At 61.3% G+C, this 4,615-nt stretch carries 4 protein-coding genes and 1 pseudogene; 2 read left to right on the top strand and 3 right to left on the bottom strand.

From position 1 onward, the window contains the following. Positions 1–32 precede the first annotated feature (32 nt). A complete protein-coding gene (locus EOA86_RS23170; protein WP_164891923.1) occupies positions 33–437 on the top strand; it encodes an MBL fold metallo-hydrolase in 405 nt (134 codons plus the stop codon). 67 nt (positions 438–504) lie between these two features. On the opposite strand, the gene EOA86_RS23165 is transcribed toward EOA86_RS23170, so the two are convergent. Beyond that, complete coding sequence (locus EOA86_RS23165) at positions 505–1,029, bottom strand: metallophosphoesterase (RefSeq protein WP_065006893.1); 525 nt, start codon at positions 1,027–1,029, stop codon at positions 505–507. A gap of 210 nt (positions 1,030–1,239) precedes the next feature. Between EOA86_RS23165 and EOA86_RS23160 the strand changes: the two are divergent. After that, positions 1,240–1,353 (top strand): annotated as a pseudogene (locus EOA86_RS23160) (DUF982 domain-containing protein); the annotation flags it as partial. Between the two features lie 89 nt (positions 1,354–1,442). Here EOA86_RS23160 and EOA86_RS23155 read toward each other — a convergent pair. Both EOA86_RS23155 and EOA86_RS38810 read right to left on the bottom strand, forming a co-directional pair. Continuing rightward, positions 1,443–3,974 (bottom strand): NAD-dependent epimerase/dehydratase family protein, encoded by a 2,532-nt coding sequence (locus EOA86_RS23155; RefSeq protein WP_128343780.1) that lies wholly within the window; start codon positions 3,972–3,974, stop codon positions 1,443–1,445. A gap of 423 nt (positions 3,975–4,397) precedes the next feature. After that, on the bottom strand, positions 4,398–4,615 hold a 218-nt coding region (locus tag EOA86_RS38810; protein WP_164891922.1), incomplete at its 5' end, for a hypothetical protein.

Raw genomic sequence — 4,615 nt, 5'->3', positions numbered from 1 at the left:
GGGAAGCATTGGGTTTGCGCGTCGGACCTTGGTTGAGCGAAGCCAAGCGTGCGGTCCGGCGCGGGGCTGATCCGAAAACGACGCTGGCGGCAACCGCGGATCGGCATATCTCGGTCGGCGAACTGCTCGGTGCCGGAGCCCTGAGAACCGGTCCCGGGCAGAGGATTGTCTATGCGACCGATCTCGCCTTCAATGAGGCAAATATTGCGCGTGTCGTTGCGCTTGCGCACGGCGCGAACCAGTTGTTTATCGAGGCCGGCTTCCTGCAGGAAGATCGCGAGCTGGCCGCAGCGAAGCGGCATCTCACGGCAGCCGAAGCCGGCACTATCGCCAGGCTTGCAGGTGTTGAACATGCCGTGCCGATGCACTTTTCGCCCCGTTATCTCGGACACGAGGATGAACTGCGTGCAGAGTTCATGGCAAATCTAGTCGCGTAAGCGCTTCTCAACCGCGCGACGCAGAATACCAGCCATTAGGCAACAGCCGATATGATCTGCGTTTTGATCACTTGCGTTGAATATACCGGCCGACGGTTCGCCGCCGTCGGCTTGCAAGGATGGCGGAAAGGGTGACCGGGCGAAAATCCCAGCTGTCAACGCCCGCGTCGTACTGGCGTGTAACCGGGCTCAGTCTGCCGTGGGAATGGCCATGCAGATCAATCGATTTCTTGCCGATCTGATTCCAGGTGCGAAAAGGATAGTGGCAAAGGATCAGCAACCGGCCATCTATCGTCAGCTCCTTATAATGTTGAGTGCTGGCCCAACCTGCGGCGCCGATGGTCGCTGCGCCATCGTTGTTGCCGATAATCAAATGTTTCTGGCCATGAAGAGAAGACAGTAGCGATGAAACGAATTCGGCCGATCCCCTCGCAAAATCGCCGAGATGCCAGATCTCGTCGTCCGGGCTGACGGTTTCGTTCCAGAGCGAAATCAGCGCTCGATCGTGTTCTGCCAGCGAGCCGAACGGGCGACGATCGATGCGCAGAATGCGCGGATCGCTGAAATGTGTGTCGGCCGTGAAATAGATCATGGTCGTTCACAGCCTTTGCGGACAACGTCCGAACCTCGCCATACATTCGTCGAGCCTGTCGAGCGCGATGACATAGTGCGCCACCGCGCTCTGGCCACCTCTGCTTGTGTTGGCAGAGGCCGGGGGCTTCCATCAAGGACCTTCGTGGCATTACCTTAGAGATCGCAAGAACCTAGGCCGTGAGCGCCAGCGTCCAAGACGCGGCTCGCTGCAATCGAAGCCTGCCTTGGTGTTATCCGCGGCGAAAAGCCGCCAAGGGTCGCGCGCCAAGCGTTCATCGTCGCGGCCAAGGATGCGAGGATCCTGCTCGGCGAACAAATCTAGCCGGCCGATCAGGCCGAGCCTCGTTCAGGGAACTCGATCTCTCCTTGACCTGCTCTTGCAGATCGTCACGCGCGCGCGCTATGAGTTACTCAGACAATCGCCCGATCCCAACCGCCATAATGTTGGTTGCTGCGTGTGCCGCGCGACAGGCTGAGCACGATCAGCGCCAGACCGATAGCAACGTTCGCAACGATCGCGGTGGTCCCGCCGCCGGAAAGCACGAACGGTGACACCGCGATCCATGCACCAAGCACTACATTGAAGAAGCGCACCGGCCGGACAACTTCGGCCATGGCTGTGACTGCGACCATGACAATGAGACAGCCGACTACATGATCGCTGAAGTAGAGCGGTGGTTGTGTGCCAAAGATCAATGGCGTCGTCATCAACAAGGCGCCAAGTAGCGTGCTGGCTACCAGCGTCCATGGGAAATTAACGCCGCCGGTGACGAATTCCTTCAGCAACTCGGACACAGGGCGGTCGAGGTCGGTGTCAGGTGTCTGGTTCTCCGACAGCGCCGGTCCGCCCATCCAGAAGGTACGCCAGAACGGCTCGCCCGCCCTCGTGGCGCCCCAGAGATATTGGATGGTCGCCAGCACCTCATCGACCGAGTAAGGGATCAGCACCACCGTGACGGCGGCCTGGAGGATGCAGAGTGTGCACAGCGCGCCAATCAGCGGTGGCTGGATGATGATGAAGGACACACTGACCACGCCGAGCGGAACGATCAGCAAACCGAAGAGGAGCACCATCCACGGCATGGTGCGCCAGCGCCGGCGATCGCCGATCGCGCCGGCGAGGATGTCGAGGCTATAGGCAAAAGCGCCGAGCCCGGCATCGGCGATTGGAAAACCCTTCGAGACCCATGACGTCACCACCGCCTCGCTGCCGTTGCGTACCGGCGCGCCGCCGGGGCCGAAGAACGGATCCCACAGCCCATCTATGTGGCCCATCTGGTAGGCGGCGAGATAGCGTGAAACGAATAGGCCGACAAAGGCCAGGGCCACGATGGGGATCCGCTGCGTGAAGGTGGATGGCGAATAGGTCCAGCCCAGCGGGCGGTCGTCGTCGGCCGCCAGCGCACGGCGGCTGACGCCGGGGGTCGGCGGGATCATTACAGCAAAGGCGACGATCAGCATGCCGACGAGCGTGTCGATGGCATAGGCCGCGGCGCTGGTCGTCCAGAACAGCAACGGCGCAAGCATCACCCAAAGACCGAGCGACGCCGCGACCCACTGCGCCCAGCGCCAGCGCCGGAACATCCCCATCAACGCAAAGACCGTCACGAGCAGGCCCGAAACGATCTCGCTGACACCGAGACCGGCGTTGCGGAATTGTGGCTCCGCAATAGCGTGCCCCAGAGCGGGGGGTATTGCGGCTGCGACGGGGTCGAACAGGCCAACTGTCATCGGCGATGTGGCCAGCCACAGTCCGAGCGCAGCGTTGGTCATCGGCGCCCAGAGCGTCCTCGACCGATGCCGCTTTATCGCCGCTTCGACGTCTTCCTTGCTTCGTTCGAGCGGTCCCTTAAGTCGCCTTTCGGCCTGCTCGATCTCAGGATCCGAAGCCGCGACAACGGGCGGATCAAGTTTGTTGGCCGCGTACCAGTCTGTGGGGTCCTGGTTCAGCCGGCGGATCATCTCCGGCAATGTGTCCAGCAGGCTGTGTCTAGGCGCCCAGCCCAGCAGAGTTTTGGCTCGCGAGATGTCGATCTCGTAATGATCGTCCGAATTCTCGATCATCCACGGTTTGATGTCGGTGTCCTGATCGAGTACCTCCGTCTGCACCCACGCGCCCAGCTTCGTCAGCTGCTTCGGCAACACTAAGGTGCGCCAGTCCTCGCCATGAATGAGCCGGCCGATGCGCTTCTGCATCTCCTCGTATGACGGTGTGTCTTCTTCGCCGATCAGAAGCACGGTCTCGGCCGGAAGTTCGGCGCGCCGGTCGACGGTACGCACGACCGCATCGACGAGATCGTCCTTGTGCAGATAGGGCTGACCGGCGGTGATATCGCCGGCGAACAAATAGGCGGTCGGCAAGCGCTCGAAGATGCGAGCGATCTGCTGGGCAATAAAGGCCGCCCGGCAGTCTTCGTCATAGACGCCGGCGAGCCGCAGGATCACCGTCTTGAATTCGCCGCGCTGCCTCGAAATCAGCGCCTCGGTTTCGGCTTTCGATTTTGGGTAGGCCCAGGCCGGGTCGAGCGGCGAGTCCTCATTGATTTTCGTGCCCCTCCCCGGGCTTGGGGCATGGACGAGAAGCGTGCTGGAAAACACGAACTGCTCGGTCTCGATCGCCGTTAGCGCATTCAGGAGCCGGCGCGTGCCCTGCACGGTGACGGCATCATATTTTGGATTGTCCTTGCCGGTCGTGTCGTAATAGGCGGCAAGGTGGATGACCGAGGCGATGCGACCGCCGCTGGGCTCGCGTGCCGCCTCCACAGCCCTACTCACGCTTTCATCGGAGGTGAGATCGATCCCGATCGTCTCCATGCCGGCGGGGGGATGCTTCGGTTTTGCAACATCGAGGCCGATAACCCGGTAGCGGTCAATCAAACCGCGCGCAATCGCCTGCCCCAGGAAGCCGCTGCTGCCGGTGATAAGAACCGTCGGAAGGGTCATGCCGTGATTTGCCATAAGTCAGGCCCGTTCGCGTTGGAAGAGAGGCCCGATGGCGCGATGCGCTTTGGCCTTCCTCGGCTCGCTCGGCACCTTCGAAGTGGGTTGATCCTGACCTCCTCAAGCTCTGTCGTGGCGGTACCGTTACACTCCAAAGGAGGATCGCCTGAACGACAAGCAACTGCGCCTCGCGCCCACTCAGTGCGTTAAACACTGGCATGCCGGAATTGTTTCCGAGTCAGGCCAGAAAAATATGGCTCCCTCCGCGCAAGGCTCTCCGCGGCCGAGGCTCAAGGCGTGACTGGCATCAATTGATTGTCGCCAAGCCTATGCAGCGTTCGATTGGCCACTCCGCAGCGAAGCGAACTTGGTGCAACGTCGCACTCGCCGGGCTCGCGATTTTCAGCCAGCGCCTCTTATGGGCGGCTAGTCTGTGTCGTTCCATTCCGCCCTGCGTGCCCGCGCTTCCTCGACGATCAGCTTGAACTCCCGCATCATCGCACTCTCAATGGCGAACGCACTGCTTGGCAGGACGCCGGGGTCTTCCTGATTATTCTGAAATTGAAAACGGGTCTCGAGTTCGGCCCATATTCGCTCGGAAGTCGCGTCGAGGCCGGCAAGCAGCGCGACGATCAGCGCCAGAG

It is taken from the genome of Mesorhizobium sp. M5C.F.Ca.IN.020.32.2.1, assembly GCF_004023105.1.
Taxonomy (GTDB): domain Bacteria; phylum Pseudomonadota; class Alphaproteobacteria; order Rhizobiales; family Rhizobiaceae; genus Mesorhizobium; species Mesorhizobium wenxiniae.
The sequence above is the reverse complement of the archived record's forward strand: the minus strand, read 5'-3'. Positions and strand labels throughout refer to the sequence as shown.